Genomic DNA, 17,991 nt, shown 5'->3' on the forward strand with positions numbered 1-17,991 from the left:
ATGGCGACAGAAACGTGGATTGTGGGTATCAACCCGGTCGAAGGCGCCCTCGCCAACGATCCGGAGCGTATCCGTGAATTGCTGGTCGAGCAGAACTCGAAGAACGCCCGTATCAACGAGATCCTGGCCGCCGCGCGCAAGCACGGCATCCAGGTGCGTACGATGGGTAAGGACCAGCTCGAAAAAATGAGCGGTGAAGCCCGCCACCAGGGCGTCGTCGCGCGTTACGAAACGCCGCCGATGCTCGGTGAGAACGACCTCGAATCGCTCGTGGAAAAGGCCGGCCCGGATTGCCTGGTGCTGGTGCTCGATGGCGTGACTGATCCGCACAACCTCGGCGCCTGCCTGCGCAGCGCCGCGGCGGCGAAGGTCACCGCCGTGGTGGTGCCGAAGGATCGCGCCGTGGGCCTTACGCCGACGGTGCGCCGTGCTTCGGCCGGCGGTGCGGATCTCGTGCCGCTCGTCGCCGTGACCAACCTGGCGCGTACCCTGCGCAGCATGAAGGATGCGGGCGTGTGGGTCACCGGCCTGGCTGGCGAGACCGAGCAGTCGATCTACCAGGTGGACTTCAAGGGCCCGGTCGCGATCGTGCTGGGCAGCGAAGGTGATGGCATGCGCCATCTCACCCGTGAACTCTGCGATTTCGTGGCGAAGATCCCGATGCCGGGCAACATGGAGAGCCTTAACGTCTCCGTGGCCACCGGCGTCGTGCTGTTCGAGGCACTGCGCCAGCGAGGTGTGAAGAAATGAGTAGCTTGCTGTGGCATGACTGGTGTGGCCTCGTGGGCGTCGCGCTCGTGCTGGTCGCGTTCTTCCTGCTCCAGGCGCACAAGCTCTCGGGGCAGGGCTACCCGTATCAGGTGATGAACCTGCTCGGCGCGTTCGGCATCCTGCTCTCGCTGATCTTCGGCACGTTCAACCTGCCGGCGTTCCTGCAGGAGATGGCCTGGTTCCTGATCAGCGTGTACGGCATCGTGCGCGGCGTCCGCGCCCGCAATGCCGCGCAGATCATCCCGTAAGGCCAAACGCCCCGTCCCCGTAGGAGCCCACCCTGTGGGCGACATCTTTCGCGGAAGAGCCACAGACCCTGTGGCGGCTGTACGAAAGGCGTCGCCCACAGGGTGGGCTCCTACGACGGCGAGGGCGAGGGCGACGGGCGACGGGCGACGGCGAGGGCGGGGGTTACACGCCGGTCAGGTGGCCCTGGTAAAATGCCCTTCGAACCTGCGCAATGCGGGTTCCCGCGCCGGGACGACCCGGTGCCGGCATGACTCCGCGGGGACGACCCCGCCTTGGCGGAGCCGGAACCATGTACTGGTCCATTCTCGTCTTAGCCGGTCTGTTCGAGATCGCGTGGGCTGTTGGCCTGAAATACACCGAGGGCTTTACGAAGCTCGTGCCCAGCGTGCTTACGGGCGGCGCGATGCTGATCAGCATCGTCCTGCTGGCGTTCGCTACGAAGAAGCTGCCGCTCGGCACCGCTTATGCGGTGTGGACCGGTATCGGCGCGGTGGGCGCGGTGACGCTCGGGATCATCCTGTTCGGTGAATCCGCGCAGCCGTTGCGGCTGCTCTGCGTCGGGCTGATCGTGGCCGGCATCATCGGCCTAAAGCTCACGGCAGGCTGAAACATACTGTAGGAGCCCACCCTGTGGGCGACATCTTTCGCGGAAGAGCCACAGACCCTCTGGCGGCTGTACGAAAGGCGTCGCCCACAGGGTGGGCTCCTACGGATCGCACGAGGCGTCCGGGTAGAGCGACGGGCGGGGGCCCGTCGGGCTTGCTTATTTGACGGTGAAATCCGGGCTGGCCGTGTCGTCTTTCTTGGTGCGCGGGGCCACCAGCGGCTCGCCGTGGACCACGAACCACACGTTCTCCGCGATGTTCGTGGCGTGGTCACCGATGCGCTCGATGTTCTTGGCCATGAACAGCAAGTGCGTGCACGGGGTAATGTTGCGCGGGTCTTCCATCATGTAGGTGAGGAGGGCGCGGAACACCACGGTATACGCTTCGTCGAGCTCAGCGTCGGACTTCCACACTTCGTAGGCCGCTTCCGCGTCCTGCTCGTGGTACGCCTTGAGCACGTTGCGCAGCTGTTCGGCAGCCAGCTCGGCCAGGTTGGCCAGGCCACCGGCGGCGGTGATCGGTGCCACGCGGCTGAGCGGGATGGAACGCTTGGCCACGTTGGCGGCGTAATCGCCGATGCGCTCGATGTCGGCCGCGATACGCAGGGCCGCGAACACGTTGCGCAGGTCGCCGGCGATCGGCGCGCGCAGCGCGAGCAGGCGGACCACGTCCTGGCTGATGTCGTGCTCGAGCGCGTCGATCGCGTCGTCGTTGTCGACCACACGCTGGGCGGCGCGCTCGTCGCGGCGCTGGACCACGTCGATCGCGGCTTCGAGCTGCGCGACGGCAAGCTCGCCCATCTTCACGATTTCGCCGGTCAGGCGCTTCAGCTCGTCGTCGTAGCTCTTGATGATGTGCTGGTGCGGGGTGTTCATCGCATGCCTCGAAAGTGGTGACTTAGCCGAAACGGCCGGTGATGTAGTCTTCGGTCTGCTTCTTGTCCGGCTTCGTGAAGATCTTTTCGGTCTTGTCGAACTCGATCAGCTCGCCCATGTACATGAAGGCGGTCATGTCCGAGCAACGCGCAGCCTGCTGCATGTTGTGGGTAACGATGACGATCGTAAAGTCCTTCTTGAGCTCCTCGACCAGCTGCTCGATGCGGCTCGTCGCGATCGGATCGAGCGCCGAGGTGGGCTCGTCAAGCAGGAGCACTTCCGGCTTCAGGGCAATACCGCGGGCGATGCACAGGCGCTGCTGCTGGCCACCGGAGAGGCCCAGCGCGCTCTGCTTGAGCTTGTCCTTCACTTCGTCCCACAGCGCGGCGCCACGCAGGGCCTGCTCCACGCGCTCTTCCATGGTCGAGCGGTTGAGCTTCTCGTGGTGACGGATGCCGTAGGCCACGTTTTCGAAGATGGTCATCGGGAACGGGACCGGCTTCTGGAACACCATGCCCACCTTGCTGCGCAGGCGGTTCATGGAGTACCTCGGGTCCAGGATGTTCTCGCCATCCAGCACGATCTCGCCCTCGGCACGCATGCCCGGGTAGATCGCATAGATGCGGTTGAAGATGCGCAGCAGGGTGGACTTGCCGCAGCCCGAGGGGCCGATGATGGCGGTGACCTTCTTCTCCGGCACATCGAGGCCGATGTGCTTCAGCGCGTGGAACTCGCCGTAGTAGAAGTTCAGGTCGCGCACGGTCATCTTCGCGGGCACCTGGCCCAGGTCGACGCCCGCATGGTGCGGCGACGTGCCGAAGCCCGGCTGGGCGGCGACTTCGTTCATGTTAGTCATGGGACACCTTGGAGCGGAAGGCGAAGCGGGCGATGAGGCTCAGCGCCAGCACGAACATGGTGAGGACGAACGCACCGGCCCAGGCCAGGACGTTGATGTCCGGGCTGGGATCCTTGGTGTACTCGTAGATGACCTGCGGCAGGCTCGGCATCTTGTCGAGCGGGTTGAAGGTCATGAAGTTGTTGCCGAAGGCCGTGAACAGCAGCGGGGCGGTTTCGCCGCTGATGCGGGCCAGGGCCAGCAGGATGCCGGTGACGATACCCGAACGGGCCGAGCGCACCAGGATCTGCAGCGTGAGCTTCCACTGCGGCACGCCCAGCGAGAGCGCGGCCTCGCGCAGCGTGCCGGGCACCAGGCGCAGCATTTCGTCGGTGGTGCGGACGATGACGGGCAGGGCGATCAGGGCCAGGGCGATACCGCCAGCGACGCCGGAGAACGTCACGTCGCCGTCGGTGAGGTACTTCGAAGGCAGCACCACGATGGTGTAGACGAACAAGCCCAGCACGATCGACGGCGCCGACAACAGGATGTCGTTGAGGAAGCGGATGGTCGGGCCGAGCTTCGAACGCAGCGAGTATTCGGCGAGCCAGGTGCCGGCCGCCACGCCGATCGGGGTGGCGATCAGGATGCCGAGCACGTTGAGGATCAGGCTGCCGACCATGGCATTCGCCAGGCCGCCTTCTTCACGGTACGCGGTGATCTTGGTGAACAGCTGCGGCTTCAGGCCGGCGAGGCCCTGGCTCAGCGTTTCCCACAGGATCCAGGCCAGGAAGAGCAGGCCGATCGCCGTGGCGAGCATGCTCAGGGTCATGGCAACGATGTTCTTGACGCGGCGCTTGGTGTAGAGCGAGGCGGACATTATTTGCCCTCCTTCACGGCCATGCGGCGGAGCATGAGGCGGGCGATCAGCAGCACGATGAAGGTCACCACGAAGAGCAGGAAGGCCAGCGCCATCAGGGCCGAGCGCTGCAGGCCCTGCGCTTCACCGAACTGGTTGGCGATGGTCGAGGCGATCGAGCTGCTGGTTTCAAGGAACGACAGCGAGAACTTGAAGGTGTTGCCGAGCACGAAGGCCACGGCCATCGTCTCGCCAAGCGCGCGGCCCAGGCCCAGGAACACGCCGCCGATCACGGCGGTGCGGGTGTAGGGCACCACGATGTCCCACACCACTTCCCACGTGCTGGAGCCCAGCGCGTACGCCGATTCCTTCAGGCGGGTCGGCACGGTCTGGAACACTTCGCGCATCACCGAGGAGATGAACGGGATGATCATCACCGCGAGGACAAGGCCCGCGGTGAGGACGCCGGCGCCGAAGAACGGGTATTCGCTGGCGAAGAACTTGCCGATGGCCGGGACGTGCGTAACGAGCCAGGACACCTGGCCGTCCGGCGGGTCGGCGCTGAAGTTGTTCATCAGCCATGGCTTGATGTGCTCAGCCACGAACGGGGCGAAGATGAAGAGGCCCCACATGCCGTAGATGATCGACGGGATGCCGGCGAGCAGTTCGATGGCGGAGCTGACCGGACCGCGCAGCCACTGCGGGGCGATCTCGGTAAGGAAGAGGGCGATGCCGAAGCTGACCGGCACGGCGAAGAGCAGCGCGATGAACGCGGTGCCGATGGTGCCCATGATCGGGACGAGCGCACCGTACTGGTCGTTGCTCGGGTCCCAGGTGGCACTCGTAAGGAAGCCGAAGCCGAACGTGTGGAACGCGTCCGAGCCCAGCCAGAGCGTGGAGCCCGCCGCGCCCACCAGGGCGAGCAGGACGATAAGGGCACAGCCCTTGAGAACCCAGCCGAAGATTCGGTCGTCGCGCGAATCCTTCGCGTTGCGGGCCGCCTCGGCGGCGCGCTCGGCGCTGGGAACGGCGTTGCTGACGGAGGCGTGCATGCGGATGCGGTTTCCTGGGGCCTGTGCAAAACGTGAGGGTCGCCGCCCGATATGGGCGGCGACCCCCGGTTGGTCGTTACCGTGACCGGCTTAGATGTCAGCCGGATGGCAGCGGCCTATTACTTGTTGCCGAGGTCCGAAGCCCAGTAGGCCTCGATCTTCTGCACCAGCGTGGTCGGCAGCGCGACGTAGTCGAGCGAAGCGGCGTCCGACTGGCCCTTCTCGAGCGACCACTTGAAGAAGTCGAAAGCGACCTTCGAGTGCGACGGGTTCTTCGACTTCTTGTACATGATGATCCAGGTCGTCGCGGTGATCGGCCATGCCTGCTCACCCGGAGCGTTGGTCATGATCACGTTGAAGTCCTTGGCCGAAGCCCAGTCAGCGGTGCCAGCGGCAGCGCCGAAGGTGTCGGCGTTCGGCTGGACCCACTTGCCGGCAGCGTTCTGCATCTGCGCGAACGAAATGCTGTTCTTCTTGGCGTAAGCGTATTCGACGTAGCCGATCGAGCCCGGGATCTGGCGCACGTACTGCGACACGCCTTCGTTACCCTTGCCACCCACGCCAGCCGGCCACTCGACGGCCGTGCCGAACTTCACCTTCGAAGCCCACTCCGGACTCACCTTCGAGAGGTAGTTGGTGAAGTTGAACGAGGTGCCCGAACCGTCCGAACGATGGACGACGGTGATCTTGTTGCTGGGGATCTTGAGGCCCGGGTTCAGCGCGGTGATCGCCGGGTCGTCCCACTTGGCGATCTTGCCGAGGTAGATGTCGGCGAGGACGGCACCGGTCAGCTTGAGCTGGCCAGCCTGGACGCCCTGCAGGTTCACCACCGGCACGATGCCGCCGACGACGCTGGGGAACTGGCCGAGGCCGAACTTGGCGAGGTCTTCGCCGCTCATCGGAGCGTCAGAGGCGCCGAAGTCGATGGTGCCTTCCTTGATCTGGGCGATACCGGCACCCGAACCGACGGACTGGTAGTTCAGCTTGTTACCCGTGGCTTCGGCGTACTTGGCCGACCACTTGGAGAGGACGGGGTAGACGAAGCTCGAACCGGCGCCGGTGATATCGGTGGCCTGGGCAGCGCCCATGCCGAACAGCGAAGCTGCCACCAGGGCGGCGATGCGGAGTTTGCGTGTGAACACGGAGGATTCCTCGGTTGAATGAGTGTCGGGCGATGCCCGCCCGGGGCCGTATTCCAGCCCCGCCGTGTTGCAATGAAATGTGTCGAATGTTTCAGGCTTATGACAGCAGGCGATTTGCTGTCATATTCAAAAGCTTACGAAATGCCTCAAACTGCGACCGAGGTCACGCGATCGGCCTCAGCAAGCTCCAGCCGCCGCCATCGGTTCACGATTTCGCAGAACAGTTCCGCCGTGCGTTCCGCATCGTAAACCGCGGAATGGGCCTCGCGGGTATCGAAGGATAGCCCCGCGGCGATGACAGCTTTGCTAAGCACGGTCTGGCCATAGGCCAGGCCACCCAGGGTGGCGGTATCGAAGCAGCTGAAGGGGTGGAACGGGTTGCGCTTGTGGGCCACCCGGCGCACGGCCGCATTAAGGAAGGCGAGATCGAACGCGGCGTTATGGCCCACCAGGACCGCCCGCTGGCACTCCGCGGCCTTTACGGCGTCGCGTACTGCATTAAATACGTGATCGAGTGCCTGCCGCTCGGGCAGGGCACCCCGGAACGGGTGGTCCGGGTCGATGCCGGTCACTTCCAGGGAGCGCGGGTCGATATTGGCGCCCGGGAAGGGCTCCACATTGGCCGACACGGCCGGCTCGGGCACCAGGAGCCCCGAGGGCTCCATGCGGATGGAGACGACCGCGATCTCGAGCAGGGCGTCGCGTTCGGCATCGAAGCCGCCCGTTTCGACATCCACGATGACCGGCAGGAACCCCCGGAACCGTCCGGCCATGGCCGTGGCGGTGCTGTTACTCGTCGTATCCATGGTGTGAAGGATACCAGCCCCCGGCCAGACCGGCACCAGACGTTAAGCCAATGTGCTCGTGTCGTCATCCTGTCACAAAAAAACCATGGAACCGTAAAACCCGTCACCCATCCTTCGCGGCGTTGGACCTGCTTTGAGAAGTTTCGGACAGAAATACCTCAAGCGGGGACACAGGGGTCCACACACACACTTTCCATACCTAGCGGAGAAATCCCATGCGTTCCAAGTTGCTCACGGTGGCCATCGCTGCCGGTCTGGGCGTGACGAGCTTCTCGGCCCTCGCTGCTACCAAGCAGACGCAGCCGACTCGCGTCACGATCGACGCCGCGACCCTCCAGCAGCTCCAGGCCCAGCTGGCCGCCCTGCAGTCGCAGGTCGCCGACCTGCAGGCCAAGCAGGAAGCACAGGCCGACGCTCAGGTCGAGACCGCCAAGGCTGTCAACGACGTGCAGACCACGGCCTCCGACGCCGTCGCTGCTGCCAAGAAGTCGTCCGACAAGCTCTCGTACAAGGGCGTGAACATCACGCTCGGTGGCTTCCTCGCCGCTGAATCGATCTACCGCACCCACAACGAAGGCGCCGATATCGCCTCGAACTGGAATGCGATCCCGTACAAGAACTCGGCCGTCGGCCACACCTCGGAAGGTCGCTTCAGCGCCCGCCAGAGCCGCGTGTCGATGCTCGCCCAGGGCGACATCGATCCCGATACGCATGTCGCCGGTTACATCGAGGCGGACTTCCTGGGCGGCGCCCAGACCGCGAACCAGAACGAATCCAACTCGTTCAACCCGCGCGAGCGTAACGTCTACATGACGATCGACTGGGACAAGCCGGGCCTGCACCTGCTGGCCGGTCAGAACTGGTCGCTGCTCACGCTGAACAGCAAGGGCATCACCCCGCGTAACGAAGCGGCTCCGCCGCAGATCGACGCCCAGTACCTGCCGGGCTTCGCCTGGGCTCGCCAGACCCAGATCCGCCTCGTGAAGGATTTCAGCAAGGAATACTGGCTCGGTATCTCGCTCGAGAACCCGCAGACCACGTTCTACGTGAGCCCGAACCAGGCCAAGGCACCGGTCACCTCGATCTACAACACGGCCGCGGGTTCGGGTTACGACTCGGCTAACACCCTGTCGCTCAACCACATCCCGGACGTGATCGTGAAGTTCGCGGCTGACCCGGGCTTCGGTCACTACGAAGTGTTCGGTCTCGGCCGCGCCTTCTACAACCGCTTCAACCAGGGTGAAGGCCCGAGCAACCACAACGTCTACGGCGGTGGTTTCGGCGTGGGCATGCTGCTCCCGGTCGTCGACAAGGTCCTCGACTTCCAGTTCACCGGCATGCAGGGTCGCGGCATCGGCCGTTACGGCTCGGCGCAGCTGCCGGACGTGACGTTCAAGCCGAACGGCGAGATCTCGCCGATCAAGGAAAACATGCTGCTGGCCGGTCTGACCTGGCACACCTCGCCGGACCTCGACCTGTATGCGTTCGGTGGTCGTGAGCGTGAGCAGAAGCAGGATTACACCTACAACGGTGTGGCCCTGGGTTACGGCAACAAGGCTTACAGCAACGCTGGCTGCGACATCGAAGGCGGCGCTTGCGTGGGCAACACGAAGCAGATCTGGAACGGCACGCTCGGCTTCTGGTGGAAGTTCTACCAGGGCAAGTTCGGCAAGGCCCAGTTCGGCGCCCAGTACTCGCACACTGTGCGTGAGGCGTTCGAGGGCGTGGGTGGTTCGCCGAAGGCGAAGGAAGACATGGTGTTCACCAGCTTCCGTTACTACCCGTTCTAAACCGGTATCGGAAAGGAGTTCCACTCAAGGACGACGAAAACGGCGGGCATTGCCCGCCGTTTTCTTTTTGGGTGACATCTTTTTTAGCTGTGCAGCGGTGCGGGTTCCTGCGCCACGCTTTCCCAGATGCCTTCGAGCAGCATGTGGCGTACGCGCGGCACGTACTCGGTCTTTGATGCGAGCACGCGATCGCGCACGTGGTCGCTGAAGGAGACGACGGTGCGGCTGCGGTCGCAGATGGCGGCCACGACGTTCGCTTCGCTCGCGCCGGTGCTGCCCGGGGGCAGGGGCGAACACATGGCGGCCGAGGGTGCGCCCAGCGTGCCGACATAAACCTCGACGCGCTGCGTATGGCCGTCCTGCAGACCATCGGTCGGGCCGGTCCAGGGGCGGCCGTGCACGTCGTAGACATCGGCATGGCCATCCGCATGGTGGAACACGAACGGCATGTGCTCCAGGCGAGACGCCCAGAGGTCGTAAGTGTCGGAGGACTGGACGGTGCGGGTTTGCAGGTGGGCTGCACAGCCGGCCGAGAGGCCGGCCATGAGCGCCACCATGCCGAGGCGGCGAAGGCTCCGGGTTTGCACGTGGGAGGTCTCCTGGCGGCTCAGGGCGCTGCCGTAGCGGCCGGCGGCTGGGCAGGCTGTGCCGGAGCCGCTGGGTCCGCAGGAGTCGCCGGGGGACGACCGCCGGCGGCATCCGTACCGCCCGACCACCCACCGCCCAGGGCGCGGATCAGATCCACGCTCGCCTGCAACTGGCGCGTATGCACCAGCTCTGCCGTGCGCTCGGCCTTGAGCGCGGCCGTCTGGGCGGTCACCACTTCGAGGTAGCTCACGACGCCTTCGTTGTAACGGTTCGTGGCGAGTGTCTGCGATTGCATGGCCGCATCCGCCGCCGCGCCTTCCTGCTGGCTCTCGTGCCCCAGTTCCTGCAGCAGGGTGAGGTTGTCCTCAACCTGCTGGAACGCTTTCAGCACGACACGGCGGTATTGTGCTGAGGCCGCGTTGAATTCCGCCTTCGCCTGCGCTTCGCGCCCGCGGCGCAGGCCGCCGTCGAAGAGGTTGAGCGCGGCGAGAGGTCCGAGGCTCCAGAACTGGTTGCTCGCGCTGAGCAGCTGGCCGTGGCCAACATCCTGGAAGCCGAACGCCGCGCTCAGGCTGATATCCGGATAGAAGGCCGCACGTGCCACGCCGATGCCGGCATTGGCGGCGAACGCGCGACGCTCTGCCGCGGCGATATCGGGCCGGCGTTCCAGCAGTGCCGAAGGCATGCCGAGCGGAATGGTCGGGAGGGACACCACGGCCTTCTGCGGCGGCAGGGAGAACGTCGACGCGGGTTCGCCCACGAGTGCGGCGATCGCGTGTTCGGTGAGCGCGCGCTGCACGCGCAGTTCGGTGGCCTGGGCCTGGGCATCGGAATACTGCACGTTGGCGCGCGCGAGATCGAGGCCGGAAGACACGCCGCCATCCATGCGGTTCTGCGTGATCTGCTGGCCTTCGCCGAAGGCCTTGAGCGAATCCTCGACGATCTTGGTTTCGACGTCGTAGCCGCGCAGCTTGATGTACAGGTCGGCGAGTTCCGCCTGCAGGCTCAGCTGGACGGAAGCGAGATCGGCTTCCGCCGCCTGGGTCTGCGCCTTGCCTTCGGCGACTTCGTTGCGCACACGGCCCCACAGATCCAGCTCGTACGCCGCCGACAGGCCCAGCGTGCGGGTATCGTATTCGTTGGGCTGGTTGGCGCCGCGCAGCGGGCGCAGATCCGACTGGCGATCGTTCGTGGGGCTGGCGCTGATGCCCACGTGCGGCGCCTGGTTCGAGCCGATCTGCTCGAGGACGGCACGCGAGGCATCCAGGCGAGCGAGGGCCACGCCGAGATCGGGGTTGTTGGTGTTGAGCTGGTCTTCGAGCTTGTCGAGGGTCGGGTCGCTGTACACCTTCCACCACGGACCGCGGCTCGCCTCGTCCTTGGGCGATGCGATGGCCCAGCCCTCGGGCTTCGCGGCGCCCTTATAGGCGTCGGGGAGCGGGCCCGTCACGGGCTTGGTGTACTCGGGCGCGAGTGAGCAGCCGCCGAGGGCGAGCAGCACGCTCGCGCTGAGCAGCAAGCGGGTCGGTAGGTTACGCATGCTTGGCCTGGCCCTTGTCGTCCTGCGTCGGCGGCGCGATCTGCACCAGGTCGCCCTGAGACAGCGAATCCGTCGGGTGGTCGACGATCCGGTCGTTCGACTGCAGGCCCTTGTCGATAATGAGCTTGTCGCCGAGGTCCATCGCGATATGCACATCGCGCAGGATCACGTGGTTGTCCTTGCCCAACACTGCGATCTGCGGGCCTGCGGCGCGGAACAGCAGGGTGGTGGCCGGCACCGTCACCGAATCACCCGGGGCGTGCGTCGCGAGCTGCACTTCAGCGAAGTCACCGGGCAGGAGATCCTGTCGCGGGTTCTCCACCTTGAACTGCGCGAGCAGCGTGCCGGACGCGCGGTTGATCGCGCGGGAGGTACCAATGAGCGTGGCGTCCACGGTCTCGCCGCCGTGGCCGAGCACGAGCAGCTTCACCTTCATGCCGGGGAGGATCGATGACGCGTAGCTCTGCGGCACCTGCGTGTACAGGCGCATCTTGGTGGTGTCGGCGATGGCGAAGAGCGGATCGCCGCCACTGCTGTTCGCGGTGATGAGGTCGCCGATATCGGTATTGCGCGCGGTCACCGTGCCGTCGAACGGCGCGACGATGCGCTTGAACGATTCCAGTGCGGCGAGGCGATCGACGTCGGCTTGCGCGGCGAGCACGTTGGCGCGCGCCGTTTCAGCTTCGCTCGCTTTCTCGTCGGCTTCCTGCTTCGAGACCGAATGCGATTGCAGCAGGTTCTCCCAGCGCTTGGCCGTGGTGTCGGCCAGGCGCACGTTGGCTTGTGCACGGACCAGTTCGGCCTTGGCCTGTTCGAACTGCTGGTCGAGTTCCGGCGTATCGATCTGGGCGAGTACTTCGCCCGCCTTCACCTTTTCGCCAATGTCGACGTTCCACTGCTTCAGGTAGCCGCCGACGCGGGCGTGGATGGGCGTGGAGATCCACGCGTCCAGATGGCCCGGCAGGGTGAGGCCCTGCGTGTCGCTTAGGGCGGAGGCGGAGATCACCTGCACCGATGGAGTGAGCTGGGCCTGGGTCCACTCGCTGAGGTCATGCGATTCAACCGAGCGTAGCGACAGGCCAGCGATGACGCCGACGGCTGCCAGGCCGATGCCGATAGCGAGTGCCAGGCGGACGCGGGGAGGGCGCCCCGTGACGGGGGCGGTGGCTTCATGCGACATGGGGTTGGTTTCCGATCAGGCGGTCGTCAGAGGGGGCGGGCGCGGCACGGCCATGCACGATGGCGAAGATGACCGGCACGAAGAGCAGGGTGGCGAAGGTGGCGAACATCAGGCCGCCAACCACGGCGCGGCCGAGCGGCGAGTTCTGTTCCTGCGTGAGCGCCATCGGCAGCATGCCGATGATCATGGCGAGCGCAGTCATGCACACCGGGCGGAAGCGGGTGAAGCCGGCTTCGAGCGCTGCCTTCATCGCATCACCGTGTTCCTCGAAGCGCTCGCGGCAGAAGCTGACCACCAGGATCGAGTTCGCAGTAGCGACGCCCATGCACATGATGGCGCCTGTGAGGGCAGGCACCGACAGGCTGGTGTGCGTAAGGAACAACATCCAGACGATGCCGGCCAGCGCGGCGGGCAGCGCGGTGATGATCACGAACGGATCCAGCCACGACTGGAAGTTCACCACGATCAGCAGGTAGATCAGCACGACGGCGCCGATGAGGCCGAAGATGAGGCCGCTGAAGGCCTCATTCATCGTGCCAACCTGGCCATGCAGGCTCACCAGGGTGCCCGGCGGGCGCTTGGCGGCGAACTCGGCGAGCACCTTCTGGACATCGGCGGCGACGCCGCCCAGGTCACGGCCCTGGATCGACGCGTAGATGTCGTACGACGGCATGATGTTGTAGTGCGAAACCACCGCATCGCTGGGGCCGCGGGTGAAGCTGGCCAGGCCGCCGAGGATCTGCGAACCCTTGCCCGACGAGGTCACCGGGAGGGCCTTGAGGTCGGCCATCGAGTCCATCAGGTACTGCGGGGTCGCGGCCACGATGGCGTAGGACACGCCGTTCTTCGGGTTGAGCCAGAACGCGGGGGCGACCTGCGAGCTGCCGGCGAGGGAGGCCACCATGCTGTTGGTGACGTCACGCTCGGTGATGCCCAGGCCATCGGCGCGGACACGATCCACCTTCACGTTGAGCTGCGGGTAGCTCGAGCTCTGCTGCAGGCGTACGTCGACGATGCCGTTGATCTTGCGCATCGCCTTCAGGATCTCCTCCGCATACGCCTCGTTGGCCTTGCGGTCGCGGCCAGCGATCGAGACGTCGAGCGGCGAGGGCGCACCGAAGTTCAGGATCTGGCTGGTCATGTCCGAGGGCAGGAACGCGAACTGCGTGCCCGGGAACTGGCGTGGCAGTACTTCGCGCAGGCGCTTCATGAACTCGGCCGCCGGACGGTGGCCTTCCTTCAGCACGATCTGGATGTCGCCATCCTGCGAGCCGATGGTGCCGCTGCTGCTGTAAACCAGGTTCACGCCCGACAACGGCAAGCCAATGTTATCGATGATGGTGTCGAGCTCATTGGGCGGGATCACCGAGCGGATGGCGCGTTCGATGTGATCGAACTCGGCGGCGGTCTCTTCCACGCGGGTGCCCATCGGGGCGCGCACGTGCATCGAAAGCGAATCGGAATCCACTTCCGGGAAGAAGTCGCGGCCCAACGCCGGGAGCAGGGCGAACGAGACGAGGACGAAGCCAAGGAAGCCGATGACGAAGCGCTTGCGGTTGGCGAGCGCCACTTCCAGCAGGCCGTAGTACGTATCGCGCACCTTGGTGAACTGGCGCTCGAAGCCCATCTGGAACGCGATAAGCCCACGCACCACCACGTTGCGGCGCTTCGGCGTGTGCTGGTCACCTTCGTGATGGTTGATGTACTTGTCTTCGGGGTGGTTACCCGTGCCCGACTCGACGTGGTGCGGCTTCAGCAGGAACATCGCCAGCGTCGGCACCAGGGTGCGCGAGAGGATGAACGACGAGACCATCGCGAAGATCACCGCCAGCGCCATCGGGCGGAACAGGAAGCCGGCGATGCCGTTGAGCATGAACATCGGCACGAACACGATGCAGATGCACAGCAGCGAGACGAAGGCCGGGGTCACGATCTGTTTCGCGCCATCCATGATGGCGGTGACCACGCTCTTGCCCTGCTCGAGATGCCAGTTGATGTTCTCGATGGTGACGGTCGCGTCATCCACCAGGATGCCGACGGCCAGTGCCAGACCGCCGAGGGTCATGACGTTGAGGGTCTGCCCGAACACCGAGAGCAGCGCGATCGCCGAGAGAATGGCCAGCGGGATCGACAGCGCGATGATCACGGTCGAGCGCCAGCTACCCAGGAACAGCAGGATCATCACCGAGGTGAGCACGGCGGCGATCACGCCTTCGCGCGCCACTGAGGTCACTGCCGATTTCACGAAGATGGACTGATCGCTCAGCAGGTTCATCTTCAGCGACTTCGGCTGCGTTTCCGCGATGAGCGGCAGCAGCTTCTTGATGCCCGCGACGACGTCCAGGGTGGACGCATTGCCGTTCTTAAGCGCTGGCATGAGCACGGCGCGCTTGCCGTCCACACGCACCACGTTGTTCTGCGGCGGCGCACCGTCACGCACGTGGGCCACATCGCCGATGGTGATGGTGGCGCCGTTGACGGTCTTGATCGGCAGGTTGTTCAGCTCGTCGATCGCCGTGGGGCTGTTGTTGAGCTGCACGTGGTACTCGAAGGTACCGATCTTGGCCGTGCCCACGGGGATGATCTGGTTCTGCGCCGCCAGCGCGTTGCCCACATCCTGGGCCGACAGGCCCTTGGCGGCGAGGGCGCGCGGGTTGAGATCCAGCGTCACCTGCTTCTGCTTGCCGCCGTAAGGGGTCGGGATAGCGACGCCGGGCACCGAGATGAGCGTCGGGCGCATGAAGTTCTGCGCGATATCGCGGATGGTCGCTTCCGACAGGATGGGGCTGGAGAGCGCCATCTGCAGGACCGGCACCGTCGAGGCGTTGTAGTTCAGGATCAGTGGCGGCGTGATGCCCGGGGGCATCTGCTTTACCACGGTCTGCGATATCGAGGTGACCTGCGCCGTCGCCGTTCGGATATCCACGCCCGGCTGGAAGAAGATCTTCACGATGCCCACGCCCGGCAGCGACTGCGACTCGATGTGCTCGATGTCGTTCACCGACGTGGTCAGCTGGCGCTCGTAGTAATAGATGACGCGACCGGACATCTGGTCGGGCGGCAGGCCGTTATACGTCCAGACGACGCTGATGACGGGAATGCCGATGTTGGGGAAGATATCGGTAGGCGTCTTCACCGCGGCCAGGGGGCCGGCAATGAGGATGAGCAGGGCCAGCACGATAAACGTATAGGGTCGCGATAGCGCGATGCGAACGAGCCCTAGCATGCGACGATCGACGCAGACAGCTTCATGGACGGAGGCACTCGGTTTGGCTAGGGCAGGATCGCCCAGTGCCATTGTTCCGCCCGATGCTTGTGGGAATCTTTTGTGCGCCGCAACCTGGGGCTAAATGACAGCTTCGAGACGGATTTTCACCAGCAGTCCCTGGCCGTGGGGGCCATCCAGCAGCTCCACGCTGCCATCGTGAAGTTCCACCGCGCGCTGCACGATGCTGAGGCCCAGGCCATAGCCCGGGGCCTTGGTCTGCGCCCCGCGTTGGAACCGGCGGAAGGCCGGGTCGCGCAGTTCGGCCGGGATGCCGGGGCCATCGTCGCGGATATCGATAAGGGCATCGTGACCCACCCGGGTGATGGCGATATCCACGCCGCTGCGTTCCGGGGTGTGCCGCAGCGCATTCTCGACGAGGTTGCGGAACATGGCGGTGAGGGCGACCTCATGGCCCATGACGCGAACCTCGGCCTCATCGTGGGTAAGGCTGAGCAGGATGTCCTTCTCAGCGATGATGGGGGCCAGTTCCTCCACCACTTCGGTCGCTACCGTGACCAGGTCGAGCGGGATGCGCTGCTCAGCGGCAGCACCCGCCTCGAGCCGGGCGATCGCCAGGATCTGCTCGATGCGCCGGCCCAGCCGGCCGAGGCTGTGGCGGGCTTTGTTAAGGGTGAACTCCTGCTCGCTCGCGTCGTTCGCGATAAGGGCGCTTTCCAGGTGGATCATGGTGGCCGCGAGGGGAGTGCGCAGCTCGTGCGCTACATCGCCGGCGAAGCGGTGTTCGCGCTCCAGCGCGTCTTCCAGGCGTTCCAGCTGTTGGTTCAGGGTGACGATGAGCGGTTTGATCTCGTCGGGTGAGCGTTCGATGGCCAGCGGCTTGCGGCTCCGGGGCTCGCGCTCGGCCAGGAGCCGGGTCAGGCTATCCAGCGGCCGCAGGCCCTGTTTCACCGCCAGGCCAGCCAGCAGGGCAAGCAGGGGCAGGCCGATGACCAGCGGAAGCGAGTGCTCGAGGATGAGGCCGCGGGTGATCTCCGAGCGGTTCTCGGCGCGCTCGCCGATACGGATCGTAAGGTTGAAGCGATTGGTGAGGGTAAATAGCCGCCAGCGACCGCCCTTGTACTCGATATCGCTGAAGCCGCGTTCGTCCGGTTTCGGAGCCGGCAGATCGGCCAGGTTGGTGGTATCGGCGATGAGCGTGCCACGGGCGTCGTACGCCTGGAAGCCAACCTCCGGCTCGTAGTTCTTCGCGTGCACCGCGACCACGACCGTACCGCGTTCCGCGGCGGTGGCCAGGTTAAGGGCCCGGTGGGCGTCTTCATCACTGTAGCCGCGATCGTTGTAGGCGATGAGCGTCCCCAGAGTGCGGCCGGCCTGCGCCAGGCGCCCGTCGAGCAGCTTGTTCATCTCGTACTTTTCGCGGTCGTAGCTGATCGCGCCGAGCGGAATAAGGACGGCCACCTGCACGATGATGATCAGCCAGGTCAGGCGGGCGCGGAGGCTGTGCGAGGTCATTTCGGCTCCCGGGGCATCATGTAGCCGATACCGCGAACCGTGTGGATGACTTCCGCGCTGAGCTTTCGCCGCAGCCAGTGGATATGCACTTCGATGGCGTTGCGGTCCACGACCGTGTCGAAACCGTACACCGAGCCTTCCAGGCTATCGCGGCGCACGATGCGGCCGGCGCGCTCCATCAGGATGCGCAGTACGGCGAACTCGCGTCGGGTCAGGCTGATGCGCTGGCCGCGGAACTCGACATCGGTGGTGCCCAGGTCGAGGACGAGGCCACCCACCTCCACCCGGTTATCGACGAGGCCCTGGGCGCGGCGGGTGAGCGAGCGGATCCGTGCGGCCAGTTCACCCAAATGGAAGGGCTTGACCAGGTAGTCGTCCGCGCCGGTATCCAGGCCCTTGATGCGGGCCTCGGGCGCCTCGCGCGCAGTCATGATCAGGATGGGGGTCTTCACCCCCGCGCGGCGCGCTTCCAGCAGAAGCTCCAGGCCATCCTTGCCGGGCAGGCCCAGGTCGAGCAGCACCAGGTCGAACGACGGGTCGGCCAGCACGCCCGAGGCGCTACGGCCGTCGGTGAGCCAAGTCACCGCATAAGACTGGTGTTCGAGCGCGTGTTTGATCGCCTCGCCAAGCTCAGTGTCGTCTTCTAGCAGGAGGATGTGCATGGGGCCGGCGGGCAGGGTTCGGGGACAATAAAGACCGGCAGATTGGCAGGTGAGTCTTTTGCCAGTCTTTTGTGGTCGTCCGGGCCAGTCTACTGGCGTTGGATCGGGCCTGCAGGGGCGGATCCGGCCGGGCGGCGCACCCGCATTTAAGAATGATCTCACTTCGCACCGCCGCGTACGGACGTCCAAATACTGAACGAATCCCGTTGTCTGTGATACGGGAGCCGAACGTAAAGCGTTGGCGCCCATCGGCTTTCGTACCCGTCACGTGCCAAGCCTGAATCTGTTGCGCTGCG

16 protein-coding genes are annotated in these 17,991 nt (G+C 65.1%); 4 read left to right on the plus strand and 12 right to left on the minus strand.

Features of this window, described 5'->3' with window-relative positions; translation table 11 throughout:
- The 3 genes from rlmB (at nt 1) to sugE (ending at nt 1,627) form a co-directional block, all read left to right on the plus strand.
- On the plus strand, nt 1–750 hold the full coding sequence (gene rlmB, locus L2Y96_RS08385; protein ID WP_247335486.1) for a 23S rRNA (guanosine(2251)-2'-O)-methyltransferase RlmB: 750 nt from the start codon (nt 1–3) through the stop codon (nt 748–750).
- Entirely contained in the window at nt 747–1,019 is a 273-nt protein-coding gene (locus L2Y96_RS08390; protein ID WP_247335488.1) for a CBU_0592 family membrane protein, read from the plus strand. Before rlmB ends, L2Y96_RS08390 begins: the two co-directional genes overlap by 4 nt.
- A gap of 290 nt (nt 1,020–1,309) precedes the next feature.
- Nucleotides 1,310–1,627, plus strand: coding sequence for a quaternary ammonium compound efflux SMR transporter SugE (sugE, locus tag L2Y96_RS08395; RefSeq protein ID WP_247335490.1), 318 nt, complete (start codon nt 1,310–1,312; stop codon nt 1,625–1,627).
- Between the two features lie 156 nt (nt 1,628–1,783).
- Here sugE and phoU read toward each other — a convergent pair whose 3' ends face one another.
- The 6 genes from phoU to rnt all read right to left on the minus strand — a co-directional run bounded on the left by phoU (nt 1,784) and on the right by rnt (nt 7,194).
- Nucleotides 1,784–2,500 (minus strand): phosphate signaling complex protein PhoU, encoded by a 717-nt coding sequence (gene phoU / locus L2Y96_RS08400; protein WP_247335501.1) that lies wholly within the window; start codon nt 2,498–2,500, stop codon nt 1,784–1,786.
- A 22-nt stretch (nt 2,501–2,522) separates the two neighbouring features.
- Nucleotides 2,523–3,266: a phosphate ABC transporter ATP-binding protein PstB gene (pstB, locus tag L2Y96_RS08405; protein WP_247336975.1), complete on the minus strand. Its 744-nt coding sequence runs from the start codon at nt 3,264–3,266 to the stop codon at nt 2,523–2,525.
- Between the two features lie 82 nt (nt 3,267–3,348).
- Nucleotides 3,349–4,215: a phosphate ABC transporter permease PstA gene (gene pstA / locus L2Y96_RS08410; RefSeq protein ID WP_247335503.1), complete on the minus strand. Its 867-nt coding sequence runs from the start codon at nt 4,213–4,215 to the stop codon at nt 3,349–3,351.
- Complete coding sequence (gene pstC, locus L2Y96_RS08415) at nt 4,215–5,246, minus strand: phosphate ABC transporter permease subunit PstC (RefSeq protein ID WP_247335504.1); 1,032 nt, start codon at nt 5,244–5,246, stop codon at nt 4,215–4,217. The genes pstA and pstC overlap by 1 nt, the downstream gene beginning before the upstream one ends.
- A 119-nt stretch (nt 5,247–5,365) precedes the next feature.
- Complete coding sequence (pstS, locus tag L2Y96_RS08420; protein WP_247336977.1) at nt 5,366–6,334, minus strand: phosphate ABC transporter substrate-binding protein PstS; 969 nt, start codon at nt 6,332–6,334, stop codon at nt 5,366–5,368.
- Nucleotides 6,335–6,534: 200 nt separating this feature from the next.
- The gene (gene rnt / locus L2Y96_RS08425; RefSeq protein ID WP_247335506.1) at nt 6,535–7,194 is read right to left on the minus strand and encodes a ribonuclease T; all 660 of its coding nucleotides are present in this window, start codon (nt 7,192–7,194) and stop codon (nt 6,535–6,537) included.
- Between the two features lie 215 nt (nt 7,195–7,409).
- On the opposite strand from rnt, the gene L2Y96_RS08430 reads away from it, so the two are divergent.
- Nucleotides 7,410–8,984 (plus strand): hypothetical protein, encoded by a 1,575-nt coding sequence (locus tag L2Y96_RS08430; RefSeq protein WP_247335508.1) that lies wholly within the window; start codon nt 7,410–7,412, stop codon nt 8,982–8,984.
- Between the two features lie 83 nt (nt 8,985–9,067).
- Here L2Y96_RS08430 and L2Y96_RS08435 read toward each other — a convergent pair whose 3' ends face one another.
- The 6 genes from L2Y96_RS08435 to L2Y96_RS08460 form a co-directional block, all read right to left on the minus strand.
- Nucleotides 9,068–9,571, minus strand: coding sequence for a hypothetical protein (locus L2Y96_RS08435; RefSeq protein ID WP_247335510.1), 504 nt, complete (start codon nt 9,569–9,571; stop codon nt 9,068–9,070).
- A 20-nt stretch (nt 9,572–9,591) separates the two neighbouring features.
- On the minus strand, nt 9,592–11,112 hold the full coding sequence (locus tag L2Y96_RS08440) for an efflux transporter outer membrane subunit (RefSeq protein WP_247335511.1): 1,521 nt from the start codon (nt 11,110–11,112) through the stop codon (nt 9,592–9,594).
- The gene (locus tag L2Y96_RS08445) at nt 11,105–12,292 is read right to left on the minus strand and encodes an efflux RND transporter periplasmic adaptor subunit (protein ID WP_247335513.1); all 1,188 of its coding nucleotides are present in this window, start codon (nt 12,290–12,292) and stop codon (nt 11,105–11,107) included. Before L2Y96_RS08445 ends, L2Y96_RS08440 begins: the two co-directional genes overlap by 8 nt.
- Nucleotides 12,282–15,518: an efflux RND transporter permease subunit gene (locus L2Y96_RS08450; protein WP_247335515.1), complete on the minus strand. Its 3,237-nt coding sequence runs from the start codon at nt 15,516–15,518 to the stop codon at nt 12,282–12,284. The genes L2Y96_RS08445 and L2Y96_RS08450 overlap by 11 nt, the downstream gene beginning before the upstream one ends.
- A gap of 120 nt (nt 15,519–15,638) precedes the next feature.
- Nucleotides 15,639–17,033, minus strand: a complete 1,395-nt coding sequence (locus tag L2Y96_RS08455; protein WP_247335517.1) for a sensor histidine kinase — start codon at nt 17,031–17,033, stop codon at nt 15,639–15,641.
- A complete protein-coding gene (locus L2Y96_RS08460) occupies nt 17,030–17,695 on the minus strand; it encodes a response regulator (protein WP_247335518.1) in 666 nt (221 codons plus the stop codon). Before L2Y96_RS08460 ends, L2Y96_RS08455 begins: the two co-directional genes overlap by 4 nt.
- Nucleotides 17,696–17,991 lie beyond the last annotated feature (296 nt).

It is taken from the genome of Luteibacter aegosomaticola (genome assembly GCF_023078475.1).
GTDB lineage: Bacteria > Pseudomonadota > Gammaproteobacteria > Xanthomonadales > Rhodanobacteraceae > Luteibacter > Luteibacter aegosomaticola.